Raw genomic sequence first — 13,238 nt, forward strand, 5'->3', positions numbered from 1 at the left:
CCACATTACAGCATTACGACAACTGTCGCGCTTCACCGTTCGGGGGATATGGGCGCCGAGGATTACATCGAACGGCAATGGCGATCAGCCAAGCGAGGTGTGCGACGCGTGTTCCGGTACGTATCTCCTCGGCGCCTTCGCCTCCTCTCTGAGATTGTCGAAGAGCGCATAGCCACCGGTCCAGCGGCCGAAGCCGCTGGCGATGTTGATGTGGCCCGCCAGACCGATGTTCCTGAGCTCGGTCTTCCACAGACGCGCGTAGAGCGTCAGGCGGTCGAGCTCCATGTAATGGTCGTTCAGGCTGCCGACGGTGATGCTGGGGAACGGCAGCGCCCGTGTCGGCATCGGCCCGAAGCGGATGGCGGCATCCGGGTGTCGCCGTTCCGTGGGGCGCAGGTCGCAGGGAGCGACCAACAGCGCGCCCTTGATGCGGCGCGCCGATGGCCGGTCGGCGAACTTCGCCGTCAGCAGGCAGCCGAGACTATGGGCGACGATATAGGCCTCGCCGTGCTCAAGCAGCATCTCGTCAAGCCGGTCGGCCCAACGATCGACCAAGGGATCGTCCCAATCGTCCTGCTCCACCAGAACGCTGTCAGGATGATCTCGGAGCCAGTATCGCTGCCAGTGGCCCTCGCCGGAGCCATAGAGGCCGGGGATGATCAGTGTCGGGGTCATCGCTCCCTCCTAGAAATCGGAATAGCGCGGGCTGTGCATGAGCGCCGAGATCTCGTCGGTCATCTGCATGATGCGCTCGCGCAGATCGGCGCCGGTTCCATCCTCGACGTCTTCGCTGCCGAAACAATAGCGCGCTTCATGCAGCTCGAGCCTCGCTTCCAGCTGGTCGCGGATGGTGCAAAGGCGATCGAAATGCCGGATGATACTCATCGTCGTCTCTCCTGTGCGGCTGCGTCTTTTTCGGGCCGCCATCTGATGAGAGCAGTATTCTCTATCTTTTTAGTAGATTAAAGGAATGAGCATCCCTGCATGCGCGGACAAGCGGAAAAATCGGCATGCTGATCTCGCCTGAGGGCGACGATCGACCCACGAGGCGCGCGACCAACGATCCTGTCGGATAATTTGCCGATGTGCCGTGTTAAATCTTTATGCAGGCTGAAACTTTTGATCCACACTCCCCGTAGCTTCGTAACAGAGACAAGAGAGAAACAGAGGATCACATTCATTGTCCGACGATGCCGCAAAGCCGCTTATCCTCTGGTTTCGCAAGGATCTTCGCCTCGACGACAATCATGCGCTGCATGCTGCCTGCCGCACCGGACGCCCGATCATTCCCCTCTATATCCGCGAGCCTTCCTCTTCCGGCACCGGGCCTCTAGGCGGCGCGCAAGAGTGGTGGCTGCATCATTCGCTGGTGTCGCTCACGGCATCGATCGAAGCGCTTGGCGGCTCGCTCAATCTTGTGAGCGGCGATGCGCTCGATGTGCTCGCCGACCTGATCAAGAAGACTGGTGCGGACACCGTCATGTGGAACCGCCGCTACGATCCGCCCGGCATCGCCATCGATACGCGCATCAAGCGGGAGCTTGAGCAGCAGGGCCTGGATGCGCAGAGCTTCGCCGGCCAGTTGCTGCATGAGCCGTCGCGGCTCAAAACAGGCGGCGGGACGCCCTACCGCGTCTACACGCCCTTCTGGCGGACGCTTGAGGGTGCTGGCGAGCCGCCTCACCCTGTCAATGCGCCGAAGAAGGTCAAATTCGCGCCGGAGCTCGCTGCAGGCGAGACACTGAAATCCTGGAAGCTTCTGCCGACCAAGCCGGACTGGGCCAAGGATTTCGCCGAGGTCTGGACTGCCGGCGAAGAGGCGGCGCGCGAGCGGCTTGCCGATTTTCTCGATCAGAGCCTCGAAGGCTACAAGGCCGACCGCGATTTTCCGGCTAAGCAGTCAACCTCGATGATGTCGCCCTATCTGGCGCTGGGCGTGATATCGCCTGCCCGCATATGGGAGGAGACCCAAGGGTTGGATGTACCGGCGGACGATCTGGTTCACTTCCGCAAGGAACTCGCCTGGCGCGAATTCTCCTACCATCTGCTGTTTCACTTCCCGAAGTTGCCTTACGCCAACTGGAACGACCGCTTCGACGGGTTCGAATGGAGCAACAGCACCGCGCATTTTCGCGCCTGGACCAAGGGGATGACCGGTTATCCGATCGTCGACGCGGGCATGCGCCAGCTCTGGAAGCACGGCTTCATGCACAACCGGGTGCGGATGATCGTCGCCTCGTTCCTGATCAAGGATCTGATGATCGACTGGCGGCGCGGCGAAGCCTGGTTTCGCGACACGCTCGTCGATGCCGACCCGGCAAGCAATGCCGCGAGCTGGCAGTGGGTCGCGGGCTGCGGGGCGGATGCCGCACCTTTCTTCCGCATCTTCAATCCTGTGCTGCAGGGCGAGAAGTTCGATCGGGATGGCGCCTATGTCCGCGAGTTCGTTCCCGAGCTTGCCGCGCTCGACAGCAAATACATCCACAAGCCATTCGCGGCACCTCAAAGCGTGCTCGACAAGGCGGATATCAAGCTTGGCGAAACCTACCCCAAGCCGATCGTCGACCACGCGACCGCCCGCGACCGGGCGTTGAAAGCCTACAACGCCGTAAAGGACGCAGCATGAACGCGCATTTTCACCACCCGCACAGTCGCTTGAAGATCGCTGTCATCGGCTCCGGCGTCTCCGGGGCATCGGCGGCATGGGCGCTCAATCCGCTGCATGACGTCACGCTCTATGAGAAGGAAACGCGCGCCGGCGGCCACACGGCCACCGTGGATGTCGATTACGATGGAGTGCCCATTTCGGTCGACACAGGCTTCATCGTCTATAACGAGCCGAACTACCCGAACCTGACCGCGCTGTTTGCGCGGCTCGGCGTTGCCACCCATGCCAGCGACATGAGCTTTTCGCTCTCGCTCGACCACGGCAAACTGGAATGGAGCGGCAGCGGGCTGTCTTCGATCTTCGCGCAGAAGCGCAATCTGGTGCGCCCGTCCTTCCTGTTGATGATCCGCGAGATCTTGCGCTTCAACAAGACCTGCCTTCTCGACCGAGCCGCCGGCCACCTCGCCGCGCGTTCCATCGGCGACTATCTCGACTGGCGCGGCTTCTCGCCGGGGTTCACCAACAATTATCTGGTGCCGATGGCAGCGGCGATCTGGTCGACGCCGGCCGCGAAGATGATGCAGTTTCCGGCCGAGCATTTCGTCAACTTCTTCGACAATCACCGCCTGATCTATTCCAGGCAGCACCAGTGGCGCACGGTGACCGGTGGCAGCCGTAACTATCTCGAAAAACTGCTTGAGCCTCTGGGTGACCGGTTGAAGCTCGGCCTCGGCGTGCGCGCCGTGATCAGGACCGAGAGTGGCGTCACCATCGTCGACGAACGCGGCGAGGAGCGCCGCTTCGACAAGGTGATCCTTGCCGCGCACAGCGATCAAACGCGGCGCATGCTCGTTGATGCGACCGAGCAGGAAAAGCGGCTGCTGGCGGCCGTCCCCTATCAGCCCAACAGGGTGGTGCTTCACCGCGATCCGATGCTGATGCCGCAGCGCCGGAAGGTCTGGGCGTCCTGGAACTATCTGCGGTCCAGCTCGGCTAACGGTAACGCCGATGTCGCCGTCACCTACTGGATGAACAAGCTGCAGGCGATCGACGATCGCTTCCCGTTGTTCGTGACGCTCAACCCCGATCGCGAGCCGGACCCGCGCAAGGTCTTCGCGGAGTTCAGCTACGAGCATCCGCAGTTCTCAGCCGACAGCGTTCAGGCGCAGCGCGCGCTCATGGATATACAGGGACGCAACGGCTGCTACTTTGCCGGCGCCTGGACGGGCTACGGCTTCCACGAGGATGGGCTGAGTTCGGGCCTCGCGGCCGCCAAGGCGCTCGGCGCGGCGCTGCCGTGGAGCACGCTCAAGACTGATAGTATCGAACAGGAGCTGGACGCCGTCGCATGACGAAGAAGCGCGAAGGACGAGGCGTGAGCATGCGCGACAACGGGCCGCCGCCCGAGGCCTCGGCAGCACTCTACGTCGGCGACGTCATGCACCAGCGCATGAAGCCCTTCGGCCACCGCTTTCGCTACCGCGTGTTCTCGATGGCGATCGATCTCGACCGGCTGGATGAGGCGGATAGGCTGTCCGCGCTGTTTTCCGTGAACAAACGCAATGCCGTGTCGTTCCACGAAAGCGACCATGGCGGCGAGATGGGTGCCAGGCCGCATGCCGATGAACTGCTGGCGCATGCGGGCTTGCGTGCCCAGCGCATCGTGCTGGTTTGCTATCCCCGCATCCTTGGCTACGTCTTCAATCCGCTCTCCGTCTACCATGCCTATGACGCGCGTGATCAGCTGATCGCGATGATCTACGAGGTTCGCAACACGTTCGGCGAACGCCATACCTATGTCTGCCCTATCGGCTCAGGCGAGGTCAGCGACACCGGCATTCGGCAGAGTTGCGACAAGATCTTTCACGTCTCGCCCTTCATCGAGATGGGCATGCGCTACAATTTCCGCATGCTGCCGCCGGGCAAGGAGATTCGCTGGCGTATTCTCGAAACCGATGCCGATGGCCCGCTGCTTGCGGCGACCTTCTCGGGACGACAGGTGAGCCTCACGACGAGGAACCTGGCGTGGCTGACGGCCGCCGTTCCGTTTTTGCCGATCAAGATTGTCGGCGGCATTCATTGGGAGGCGCTGAAATTGTGGCTGAAGGGCGCGAAATACATCGCAAAGCCCGCGCCGCCTGCCCCCGTCAATGTCGTCGCGCCGCGCGAGACGGCGGAAGCGGCCGAATGAGGCAAGCGCGCTGCCGTGCATGCGTCGATTGTGCGCAACACAGGATTGGAAAATTGTTTGGCTTTTCCAATTTTTACGATAGCGTTCAAAGCAATCGCCGGGGGGCGGAGATTTTCAGCGCATCGTCGTCCTGAACCGGCCAAATCTTGCCGGAGGAGAAAACCATGAGTGATGCTAGCGACTTGACCGATTCTCAACGCAACGCGATCCAGCTGACGCAGCAGAATATCGGACAGGTTTCGAAGGGACTGCCGCTGCGCGCCAAGCTGGCGTTGAGGGCATTGCTTCGCATGCAGCATGGCTCGCTGACGATCGCGTTTCCCGATGGTCGCGTGGTGCGGGTGACCGGCAGCACGCCCGGCCAGCACGCCGAGATCCATCTCAAGAATTGGAACATCTGCTACCGGGCGCTTTCCAACGGCACGATCGGCGTGGCCGAAAGCTACATGGATGGCGATTGGGACAGCCCCGATATCGCGGCGTTCCTCGAGCTGTTCATCGTCAACGACGAAGCGATCCAGGATTATGCCAACGGCAAGCGCGGCCTGCCCCGTCTGGTCGAGCGCATCCGCCACTGGATGAATACGAACACCCGAAAGGGCTCGAAGCGGAACATCTCGGCGCATTACGATCTCGGCAACGACTTCTACAAGCAGTGGCTCGATCCGACGATGACCTATTCGTCGGCGCTTTACTCCACCGGCGCCAACGATTTGCAGTCAGCGCAGAACGCCAAGTATCGGGCTCTCGCCGAGGCGACCGGGATCAAATCGGGTGACCATGTTCTGGAGATCGGCTGCGGATGGGGCGGTTTTGCCGAGTTCGCCGCCAGCGAGCTGAATTGTCGGGTCACGGGCCTGACGATCAGCCGCGAGCAGCTGGCCTTCGCCGAGGAGCGCATCCGCAAGGCGGGTCTCAGCGACAAGGTCGACTTCCGCTTTCAGGACTATCGCGACGAGACAGGCGTCTACGACAAGATCGTTTCGATCGAGATGTTCGAGGCCGTCGGCGAGAAATATTGGCCCGCCTATTTCTCCAAGCTCGAGCAGTGCCTGAAGCCTGGCGGCAAGGCCGGTCTGCAGATCATAACGATTCGGCCCGAGTCCTTCGAACAGTACCGGAGCAATCCCGACTTCATCCAGAAGTACGTTTTTCCCGGCGGCATGCTACCGACCCGCGAGCATTTGGCGGAACTTGGGCGAAAAGTGAATTTGTCACTGGTGCGGGACTTCGGTTTTGGGTTAGACTACGCCCGTACTCTGGCCGAATGGCGAGAGCGTTTTTGGTCCGTTTGGGAACGAGTTCGCCCACTGGGCTTCGACGAGCGCTTCAAGCGGCTCTGGGAGTTCTATTTATTTTATTGTGAAGCAGGTTTCCGCGCCCGAAACATAGACGTCCGCCAGGTCGTCTTTTCGCGGAGCTGACGAGAGCGGGTGGCGGGACCAGACAGTCGACCTCCTGTCCCGGTCGCCATCCGCCTCGTCTATCCCCTCATCAACATCCTTATCGGTTGTCGGCGCGATGACTCGTGAGCGCCTGAGCTATTCCGCCGGGCTTGGCGTCACCGGGCGGCGACCATCGGCGCGTGGGCGCTCCTGCCAGCCGGTGGCGCGGTTCACCAGCCAGAAATACAGGCTGTAGGGCATGAGGTTGAGAGCCTTCAGCGTGTAGGTGAAGCGCTTCGGGAAGGTGATCTCGAAATTCTTCGACTTCAGGCCCGCATAGATCTCGGCCGCGGCCTCGTCGACCGGGACCAGTGACGGCATGGGGAATTCGTTCTTGCGGGTGGCGGGCGTGTCGACGAAACCCGGATTGATGAGTTGGATGCGGATGCCCATCTTGTCGAGATCGAATTTCAGGCTCTCGGCCATGTTGATCAAGGCAGCCTTGGTGGCGCCATAGGCAGCGCCCGTGGGCAGGCCGCCGTAACCTGTGACCGAGGAGACGATGGCGATCTGCCCCTGCCCCTTGTGCTTCATGTGACGCACGGCAGGCACCAGGCAATTGACCACGCCCTGTAGATTGACGGCGAAGCTCTGCTCGAAATCCTCGCGGCGCAGTTCCTCCGCATGAACAGGCAGATAGACGCCGGCATTGAAGACAGCGAGCGCCAGCGCGCCGTGCTCGTATTCGATCGATGCGAGCACATGCTCCATGTCTTCGGGATTGGTGACGTCACCATCGAGAACGATGATGCTGCCAGCAAGACCGTTGGCTTCCGATTGCAGTTCGGCAAGCTTTTCGTGGTCGCGGGCGGTCACGGCGACCTTGTAGCCTTCGCTTGCCAATTTCAGCGCCAATGCCCGGCCGATGCCGGAGCTTGCGCCTGAGATCCAGGCAATTCCATGTTCGGGGCGGGCTACAAAATCGTTCATGGCGCGATTCCTCCGGTTGTATCGAAAAACGTCGAAACGGGCCCGGAAGTTCCTCTCAACCTCCCGGGATAATGGCTCTATCACGCTATTGTGGCTGCTTTCAGCCGATCAGGTCGCCAATCAGCTGGCGGAAGGACCCGGTCAGTTTGATGGGGGCATCGAGAACGGAAAATGCAATGCAGGGACGATCTTTTTCGGCCACCGGGCGGTGATCGATCGTCTCGTCGGCAACGGAGATATCGCCGGGGCCGAAACGGCCGCGATTGTCGTTGAAGGCGCCATCGAGGATGAGCGTCAGTTCCATGCCCTTGTGAGTATGCGCCGGCATGGCGCGGCCGGGCTTAATCCACATGACGCTGACTTCGCAGCCGTCGATATCGATCGAATATTCCTTGAAACCGGGGAGCTTGGTCTTCCACGGCACCGTATCGACATCGAAGCCCACGAGGCGGCGCAGCGCGCGTGGAAAGACGCTCGGTTTGTCAGTCGCGATCAATGGCTTGGGCTCGACGGGCGCAGCGGATGCGAAGATCCTCGCCAATCTGGAATCGCGGTCATCAAGACTTGCTTCGGATGTCTGCTCCAGCGCCTGGCCGGCCAGAAATTCCAGGTCGCGTACCAAAGGCCGACGATCCGGCTTCATTTGCAGATGCGATTCGACAAGAACGCGCGCCGGCTCCGGAAGGGAACCCGCAACATAATACGCCATCAATGCATCGACCGTGTCGATATGCTCGTGAACCATGATGGTTTCGGTCGTTTCCGCTTTCAGTGATTGCTTTGTCATCATCCATACGATGAATGTCAATGTTCAGATCACAGACGGGTTCAGATCACATAGCGACCCGGATCAGCACGTCGCGAGCCAATCTGGGACGGGAAGTCTAATTTTACCGCGTTGGTTGGAGGCGAGGAATAGGATTTCTTGCCAACCCAGCCTTGTGAAGGGAAAAGACCGTTCCTAAACTAAGTGTTTCAAAGAGGCAGATTCCATGACCGTTCATCCTTCCGTCCTAGAAGCCATTGGCAACACTCCCCTGATCAAGCTCAAGGGAGCGTCGGACGCGACCGGTTGCACCATTCTCGGCAAGGCGGAATTCCTCAACCCGGGACAGTCGGTCAAGGATCGCGCGGCGCTCTACATCATTCGCGACGCCGAGAAGAAGGGCCTGTTGCGGCCGGGCGGCGTAATCGTCGAAGGGACCGCCGGCAACACCGGCATCGGCCTGACGCTTGTCGCCAAGGCACTCGGCTACCGCACCGTGATCGTCATTCCCGAGACGCAGAGCCAGGAAAAGAAGGACGCGCTGAAGCTCTTGGGCGCCGAACTCGTCGAAGTGCCTGCCGTGCCCTACAAGAACCCGAACAACTACGTGAAGGTTTCCGGACGCTTGGCCGAACAGCTGGCCAAGACCGAGCCGAATGGCGCCATCTGGGCCAACCAGTTCGACAACGTCGCCAACCGGCAGGCGCATATCGAGACGACGGCGAAGGAAATCTGGGCGGATACTTCGGGCAAGGTCGACGGCTTCATTTGCTCCGTCGGCTCGGGCGGCACGCTTGCCGGCACCGCGATGGGCCTCAAGAGCTTCAACAAGGACATCAAGATCGGCATCGCCGACCCGGATGGCGCGGCCCTCTACGAATTCTACAAGAATGGCGAGCTGAAGTCCGCGGGCTCCTCGATCACCGAGGGCATCGGCCAGGGCCGCATCACTGCCAATCTGGAAGGCTTCACGCCTGATTTCGCCTACAACATCTCGGATGCGGAAGCCCTGCCCTACGTCTTCGATCTCGTCGAGCATGAGGGGCTTTGCCTCGGCGGCTCGTCGGCGATCAACATCGCGGGCGCGGTTCGGCTTGCCAAGGATCTCGGCCCCGGCCACACGGTCGTGACCATTCTGTGCGACTACGGCAACCGCTACCAGTCGAAGCTCTTCAATCCCGATTTCCTGACATCGAAGTCGCTGCCGCTTCCGGCATGGCTGACCTCGCCTGTCGATATCAAGATCCCATACGAACCCGCAGCGTGAGGCCCAATGCCCGTTAATGCCCTCTATCGTGACGACTTCTATCTCTCGATCTGCGAGGCCGTCGTCACCGCCATTCACGAAGACGGGGGCATCGAGCTCGATCAGACCTGCCTTTACGCAACCTCGGGCGGCCAGCCGGGCGATACCGGCTTTCTCGAGCGCGCCGACGGTAGCAAGATCACGTTGGGGCAGACCAAGCATGGCGCCGCCAAGGACATCATCATCCATGTTCCTCTCGAGGGGCAGTCAAGCCCTGCGGTCGGCGAGAAAGTGGTGCTGCATGTCGACTGGGAGCGCCGCCACAAGCTGATGCGCATGCACACGGCGTGCCACCTGCTTTCCGTCGTCTGCTCCTACCCGATCACAGGAGCGGCCGTCGGCGAAGAGGAGAGCCGCGTCGATTTCGACATGACCGACACTATCGACAAGGACGACGTGACGGCCAAGCTGATGGCGCTGGTCGACCAGGACCATCCGGTTTACCTGCAGTGGATTACCGACGAGGAACTGGCGGCCAATCCAGGGATCGTCAAATCGAAGAACGTGCGCCCGCCGATGGGGCTCGGCCGCGTCAGCCTCGTCTGCATCGGCGAGAACTCGGCGATTGACAGCCAGCCCTGCGGCGGCACACATGTTGCGACAACACGAGAAGTCGGACAGATTCACATCGCCAAGATCGAGAAGAAGGGCAAGGAAAACCGCCGCTTCCGTATCCGTTTCGGCGCTCCTGGCGACGACGCATAAGCATTGATTGGAGAGAGCAGCATGAGCGAGACCACGAGCCGCTTCGTCGTTTCGGCCGATTGGGTCGAAAAGCAGCTGGGGACTTCAGGTTTCAAGGTGGTGGACGCCTCCTGGTATCTGCCGGCCCACAAGCGCGCCGCCAAGGACGAGTATGTGGCGGGCCACCTTCCCGGCGCCGTGTTCTTCGATCAGGACGTGATTGCCGACCACTCGACCGGCCTACCCCATTCGCTCCCCTCGCCGGAGTTCTTCGCTGCCGAAGTCGGCAAGCTCGGCATTTCAGAGACGGACACGATCGTCGTCTATGACGGCATGGGCTTCTTCTCGGCGCCGCGCGTCTGGTGGATGCTGCGGACCATGGGCGCCAAGGACGTCTACGTTCTGGATGGCGGCCTTGATGGCTGGAAGGCCGAAGGACGCGCGTTGGAGACCGGGACGACCGCTCCTGTGACAGCCGAGTTCAAGCCGAAGTTCCGTGCCGACAAGGTTATCCCCTTCGAGACCATGCGCGAGATCGTCGATGACGGTTCGGCGCAGATCGCCGATGCGCGCGGCGCTGGCCGCTTTACCGGCGAGGAAGCCGAGCCGCGCGCCGGCATGCGCTCGGGCCACATGCCCGGCGCTCGCAGCCTGCCGGCAACTTCGCTCTCAGCCAATGGCCGCTTCAAGGATGTGGCGACGCTGAAGACGATGATATCAGATGCGGGCATCGATCTCTCCAAGCCTGTCGTGACGAGCTGCGGCTCGGGCGTGACCGCCGCCGTGATCATGCTGGCGCTGGAAAGCGTTGGCCATGACGACAACGCGCTTTATGATGGCTCCTGGAGCGAGTGGGGCAGCCGTGAGGACACGCCCATCGTTACCGGCCCCGCAGAAGCGATCAAAGCTTGACCATGGCAAAAGCTCCCTCTTCGCTGAAGGCCCATGTGACCCGCCTCGAAATGACGGCGGCGCCGAAGACGAGCCTGCCCGTGCCGGTCAATATCCAGACCGCCATCATGCGCGCGCCGGAAATTCCGCTGCCTTTCTACCGCTATCTCTATCGCCAGGTCGGCGCGCGGTGGCAGTGGGTGGATCGCCTGAGGATGAGCGACGAGGAACTGGCCGCCACGCTCTATGACAAGCGCAACACGATCTGCGTGCTCTATGTGAACGGTGCGCCTGCCGGCTTCTACGAGTATCTGACGGTTGACGAGGATACGATCGAGCTCAGCCATTTCGGGCTGATGGAGCACGCGCTAGGTCTCGGGATCGGCAAGTGGTTCCTGCTGCAGGCGCTCTATGCGATCTGGACGCAGAACCCTTTGCGGGTGACGACCACGACTAACAATCTCGACCATCCCCGCGCATTGCAGCTCTACCAGATGTTCGGCTTTTCGCCTGTCTCGACGGGCACCGCGATCGTGCGGCCGCTCAGCGACAAGGAGTTGCTCGAGCTGACGAAGAGAAGCTAGCCGCCGCGTTTCGGCGGTTTCCTTACGCGACGATATATGGACGCAAGGATCGGGTGGCTTCCACCTGGTTTGGAGCGCATTCAAGGCAAGCTCAAAAAGGAGACTTGCCATGACCGCACTATCTTTCACCGCGATGCCCACTGCCGACGCAGAGACGATCTGGAACGGCGGGAACGATGCCTATGGTCACCTGCCGGAGACAATGATTTCCGATGGTCCGGGACACCCCTGCCGCCACTGCCTGAAGAACATAGATACAGGCGACGCGCTCTACGTCTTTGCCTACCGCCCCTTCCCGGAGATGCAGCCCTATGCGGAGACGGGACCGGTGTTCCTGCATCAAAAGCGATGCGAACGCTATGCCGCCGAGGAAGTGCTGCCGCCTGTCCTGACAACAAGCCCCAACTTCATCCTGCGCGGCTACGGCCCCAACAACCGCATCGTCTACGGCACCGGCGCGGTGACCGAGGTTGCCGATATCCCTGCCTATGCGGCAGAGCTAGTGCGGAAGCCCGAGGTCTCCTATGTGCATGTGCGCTCAGCCCGCAACAATTGTTATCAATGCCGGATCGACGGTTAACTCACGGAAAAAGCCGGTTGCGGAGAGAGCAACCGGCTTCAGTTGACGTAGCGCGATGGACTTTACGCTACGTTGAGCACAGCTTCCGCAGTGTAAGGCTCGTAGCCCAGCGCCTCGGCAACGGCTTTATTGGTGACACGTCCCTTGTGGACGTTGAGACCGTTTCTGAGATGCCTGTCTTCAGCGATGGCGCGCAGCCCGCGATCGGCGAGCGCCAGGCCATGCACCAGCGTGGCGTTGTTCAGCGCATGCGCCGAAGTGACCGGAACCGCGCCCGGCATGTTGGCAACGCAGTAGTGCACGACGCCGTCGACCTCGTAGGTCGGGTCCGAATGGGTCGTCGCGTGCGATGTCTCGAAGCAGCCGCCCTGATCGATGGCGACGTCGACGATGACCGAACCCTTCTTCATGCCCGAGAGCATTTCGCGGGTGACGAGCTTGGGCGCGGCGGCACCGGGGATCAGCACCGCGCCGATGACGAGATCGGCGGAGAAGACTTCGTCTTCGAGAGCCTGGATGCTGGAATAGCGGGTGTGGATGCGGCCGGAAAAGAGATCGTCGAGCTGGCGCAGGCGCGGCAGCGACTTGTCGAGGATGGTGACATCGGCGCCGAGGCCGGCGGCCATGCGCGCCGCATGCAGACCGACCACGCCTCCGCCGATGATGGTGACCTTGGCCGGCAGAACGCCGGGCACGCCACCCAGGAGAATACCAAGGCCGCCATTGGCCTTCTGCAGCGCCGTCGCACCGGCCTGGATCGAAAGGCGACCGGCAACCTCGGACATCGGTGCCAGGAGCGGCAGGCCGCCACGGTCGTCGGTCACCGTCTCGTAAGCCACGCCCGTGACACCTGACGACAGCAGTCCCTTGGTCTGCTCGGGATCCGGCGCCAAGTGCAAATAGGTGTAGAGGATCTGGCCGTCGCGCAGCTGCGCCCATTCTGACGGCTGCGGCTCCTTGACCTTCACGATCATGTCGCACTTTTCGAAGATGTCCTTGGCGGAGGAAGCGATCTTCGCGCCCGCGGCGGCGTAGGCCGCGTCATCGGCGCCAATGCCGGAACCCGCCTTCGTCTCGATCCAGACCTCGTGGCCATGCGCGATATATTCGCGAACGGCTGCAGGCGTCAGGCCGACGCGATATTCGTGATTCTTGATTTCCTTCGGACAACCGACGCGCATCGGGGCGCTCCTCCTCGTTTGTTTTTTTCAACCTCGTCGAGCGAGGCGTTCACAAGGGGAATCCAACCACCG

At 61.4% G+C, this 13,238-nt stretch carries 14 protein-coding genes; 9 read left to right on the forward strand and 5 right to left on the reverse strand.

The window, feature by feature from the left end:
- Positions 1–84: 84 nt before the first annotated feature.
- Entirely contained in the window at positions 85–675 is a 591-nt protein-coding gene (locus ACCD05_RS01205) for an alpha/beta hydrolase (RefSeq protein WP_413390666.1), read from the reverse strand.
- Positions 676–684: 9 nt separating this feature from the next.
- The gene (locus ACCD05_RS01210) at positions 685–885 is read right to left on the reverse strand and encodes a hypothetical protein (protein WP_018900109.1); all 201 of its coding nucleotides are present in this window, start codon (positions 883–885) and stop codon (positions 685–687) included.
- Between the two features lie 295 nt (positions 886–1,180).
- Between ACCD05_RS01210 and ACCD05_RS01215 the strand changes: the two genes are divergently transcribed.
- The 4 genes from ACCD05_RS01215 (at position 1,181) to ACCD05_RS01230 (ending at position 6,223) form a co-directional block, all read left to right on the forward strand.
- Complete coding sequence (locus ACCD05_RS01215; RefSeq protein WP_413390669.1) at positions 1,181–2,626, forward strand: cryptochrome/photolyase family protein; 1,446 nt, start codon at positions 1,181–1,183, stop codon at positions 2,624–2,626.
- Entirely contained in the window at positions 2,623–3,960 is a 1,338-nt protein-coding gene (locus ACCD05_RS01220) for an NAD(P)/FAD-dependent oxidoreductase (protein WP_413390671.1), read from the forward strand. Before ACCD05_RS01215 ends, ACCD05_RS01220 begins: the two co-directional genes overlap by 4 nt.
- A complete protein-coding gene (locus ACCD05_RS01225) occupies positions 3,957–4,799 on the forward strand; it encodes a DUF1365 domain-containing protein (RefSeq protein ID WP_413390673.1) in 843 nt (280 codons plus the stop codon). The genes ACCD05_RS01220 and ACCD05_RS01225 overlap by 4 nt, the downstream gene beginning before the upstream one ends.
- 164 nt (positions 4,800–4,963) lie before the next feature.
- On the forward strand, positions 4,964–6,223 hold the full coding sequence (locus ACCD05_RS01230; RefSeq protein ID WP_413390675.1) for a class I SAM-dependent methyltransferase: 1,260 nt from the start codon (positions 4,964–4,966) through the stop codon (positions 6,221–6,223).
- A gap of 117 nt (positions 6,224–6,340) precedes the next feature.
- Here the strand turns inward: ACCD05_RS01230 and ACCD05_RS01235 are convergent, their stop codons facing one another.
- Both ACCD05_RS01235 and ACCD05_RS01240 read right to left on the reverse strand, forming a co-directional pair.
- The gene (locus tag ACCD05_RS01235) at positions 6,341–7,174 is read right to left on the reverse strand and encodes an SDR family NAD(P)-dependent oxidoreductase (protein WP_413390677.1); all 834 of its coding nucleotides are present in this window, start codon (positions 7,172–7,174) and stop codon (positions 6,341–6,343) included.
- A 100-nt stretch (positions 7,175–7,274) separates the two neighbouring features.
- Positions 7,275–7,964 (reverse strand): ChrR family anti-sigma-E factor, encoded by a 690-nt coding sequence (locus tag ACCD05_RS01240; RefSeq protein ID WP_413391054.1) that lies wholly within the window; start codon positions 7,962–7,964, stop codon positions 7,275–7,277.
- 202 nt (positions 7,965–8,166) lie between these two features.
- On the opposite strand from ACCD05_RS01240, the gene ACCD05_RS01245 reads away from it, so the two are divergent.
- From ACCD05_RS01245 to ACCD05_RS01265, 5 genes are all read left to right on the forward strand, one after another.
- The gene (locus ACCD05_RS01245; protein WP_209233274.1) at positions 8,167–9,207 is read left to right on the forward strand and encodes a cysteine synthase A; all 1,041 of its coding nucleotides are present in this window, start codon (positions 8,167–8,169) and stop codon (positions 9,205–9,207) included.
- Positions 9,208–9,213: 6 nt separating this feature from the next.
- Positions 9,214–9,951, forward strand: a complete 738-nt coding sequence (locus ACCD05_RS01250) for an alanyl-tRNA editing protein (RefSeq protein WP_413390679.1) — start codon at positions 9,214–9,216, stop codon at positions 9,949–9,951.
- 21 nt (positions 9,952–9,972) lie between these two features.
- A complete protein-coding gene (sseA, locus tag ACCD05_RS01255; protein WP_413390681.1) occupies positions 9,973–10,842 on the forward strand; it encodes a 3-mercaptopyruvate sulfurtransferase in 870 nt (289 codons plus the stop codon).
- Between the two features lie 2 nt (positions 10,843–10,844).
- Entirely contained in the window at positions 10,845–11,405 is a 561-nt protein-coding gene (locus ACCD05_RS01260) for a GNAT family N-acetyltransferase (RefSeq protein WP_413390683.1), read from the forward strand.
- 109 nt (positions 11,406–11,514) lie between these two features.
- Positions 11,515–11,985: a DUF1203 domain-containing protein gene (locus ACCD05_RS01265; protein ID WP_413390685.1), complete on the forward strand. Its 471-nt coding sequence runs from the start codon at positions 11,515–11,517 to the stop codon at positions 11,983–11,985.
- A 62-nt stretch (positions 11,986–12,047) separates the two neighbouring features.
- On the opposite strand, the gene ald is transcribed toward ACCD05_RS01265, so the two are convergent.
- Complete coding sequence (gene ald / locus ACCD05_RS01270; RefSeq protein ID WP_413390687.1) at positions 12,048–13,166, reverse strand: alanine dehydrogenase; 1,119 nt, start codon at positions 13,164–13,166, stop codon at positions 12,048–12,050.
- Between the last annotated feature and the right edge of the window lie 72 nt (positions 13,167–13,238).

The organism is Rhizobium sp. Rhizsp42, assembly GCF_047304155.1.
Classification (GTDB): Bacteria; Pseudomonadota; Alphaproteobacteria; order Rhizobiales; family Rhizobiaceae; genus Rhizobium.

Bases quoted from the DNA above. Each gene is read 5' to 3' on its own strand.
- ACCD05_RS01205 (WP_413390666.1), bottom strand. From the start codon at position 675: ATGACCCCGACACTGATCATCCCCGGCCTCTATGGCTCCGGCGAGGGC.
- ACCD05_RS01210 (WP_018900109.1), bottom strand. From the start codon at position 885: ATGAGTATCATCCGGCATTTCGATCGCCTTTGCACCATCCGCGACCAG.
- ACCD05_RS01220 (WP_413390671.1), top strand. From the start codon at position 2,623: ATGAACGCGCATTTTCACCACCCGCACAGTCGCTTGAAGATCGCTGTC.
- ACCD05_RS01225 (WP_413390673.1), top strand. From the start codon at position 3,957: ATGACGAAGAAGCGCGAAGGACGAGGCGTGAGCATGCGCGACAACGGG.
- ACCD05_RS01230 (WP_413390675.1), top strand. From the start codon at position 4,964: ATGAGTGATGCTAGCGACTTGACCGATTCTCAACGCAACGCGATCCAG.
- ACCD05_RS01235 (WP_413390677.1), bottom strand. From the start codon at position 7,174: ATGAACGATTTTGTAGCCCGCCCCGAACATGGAATTGCCTGGATCTCA.
- ACCD05_RS01240 (WP_413391054.1), bottom strand. From the start codon at position 7,964: ATGATGACAAAGCAATCACTGAAAGCGGAAACGACCGAAACCATCATG.
- ACCD05_RS01245 (WP_209233274.1), top strand. From the start codon at position 8,167: ATGACCGTTCATCCTTCCGTCCTAGAAGCCATTGGCAACACTCCCCTG.
- ACCD05_RS01250 (WP_413390679.1), top strand. From the start codon at position 9,214: ATGCCCGTTAATGCCCTCTATCGTGACGACTTCTATCTCTCGATCTGC.
- sseA (WP_413390681.1), top strand. From the start codon at position 9,973: ATGAGCGAGACCACGAGCCGCTTCGTCGTTTCGGCCGATTGGGTCGAA.
- ACCD05_RS01260 (WP_413390683.1), top strand. From the start codon at position 10,845: ATGGCAAAAGCTCCCTCTTCGCTGAAGGCCCATGTGACCCGCCTCGAA.
- ACCD05_RS01265 (WP_413390685.1), top strand. From the start codon at position 11,515: ATGACCGCACTATCTTTCACCGCGATGCCCACTGCCGACGCAGAGACG.
- ald (WP_413390687.1), bottom strand. From the start codon at position 13,166: ATGCGCGTCGGTTGTCCGAAGGAAATCAAGAATCACGAATATCGCGTC.